At 68.6% G+C, this 982-nt stretch carries 1 protein-coding gene; it reads right to left on the minus strand.

Translation table 11 applies throughout. The features are described from left to right. On the minus strand, window positions 1–658 hold a 658-nt coding region (locus ACLQ3B_RS33645), incomplete at its 3' end, for an NADP-dependent oxidoreductase (protein ID WP_425784688.1). Window positions 659–982 lie beyond the last annotated feature (324 nt).

Here is a 982-nt window from a genome sequence, read left to right on the forward strand (position 1 = left end):
GAGCCAGGCGTACGTGGTTCACCACCACGTCGAAGGGGCCACCGACAGGGGCCGGGCCTGCGTCGAGGTCCAACGGGTCGACGACCTTCTCCGCACCGTAGCCGTTCAGGCGGTCGGCATGCTGGGGGCCGTCGACGGCGGTCACCTTAGCGCCGGCTTCGACGGCGAGCTGGACCACGATGCTTCCCACCGCACCGCCTGCCCCGTTGACGAGAACGGTCTGGCCGGTCTTGATCCCCGCGAGCTCGACGGCTGCTTGACGAGCGGCCAGCCCGGTCAGGGGTAGTGAGGCGGCGTCGGTTAGGGGGATGCTGCGGGGCGCGGCGGTCACCAGGTCGGCCGCCACGACCGCGTACTCGGCGGCTCCGCCGTGCTCATGCAGCGGGAACATGGCGATGATCGGGTCGCCGACCTGCAGTCCACTGACTCCGTCGCCGAGCTCGGCGACGGTGCCCGCGACATCGAGGCCGGGGGTGATCGGCAGCGGGGTGGGGATCATCTCAGCGAGGACACCCAGCCGGATGTGGTCGTCGACGGGGTTGAACGAGGTGGCCACCACCTTCACCAGCACTTGGCCGGCACCGGGGACCGGACGCTCCACCTCCTCCTGGCGCAGGACCTCGGTGCTGCCGAACTCGTGGTAGCGAATAGCCTTCACTGCGCTCTCCTCATGGTTTCGGGGTGTCGGATCCGTGACGAACGGGGGAATCTCCGGACGCCGCGCCGCCGCCGCACTTGCCTGGGCAACTGTGAGCGAGTGTGCTTGACTTGCCTAGGCAAGTCAAGGTGCGCGGCATCACAGAGGCCGGCCGGGTCCGTGCCTGCCTCTGAGCAGCGAAAGGCATCTGCGTGCCAGGGTTGCCCAGTCAAGTAAGCTGCGCGTATGACCGGCACCCCCCAATGGCTCGACGACGAGCAGCAAAAGCTGTGGCAGGACCTGCGCACCGTGGTCATCGCGCTGCCCACGCTGCTAGACCGCCAG

The organism is Micromonospora sp. DT53 (genome assembly GCF_049841535.1).
In the GTDB taxonomy this organism is placed as follows: Bacteria; Actinomycetota; Actinomycetes; order Mycobacteriales; family Micromonosporaceae; genus Micromonospora.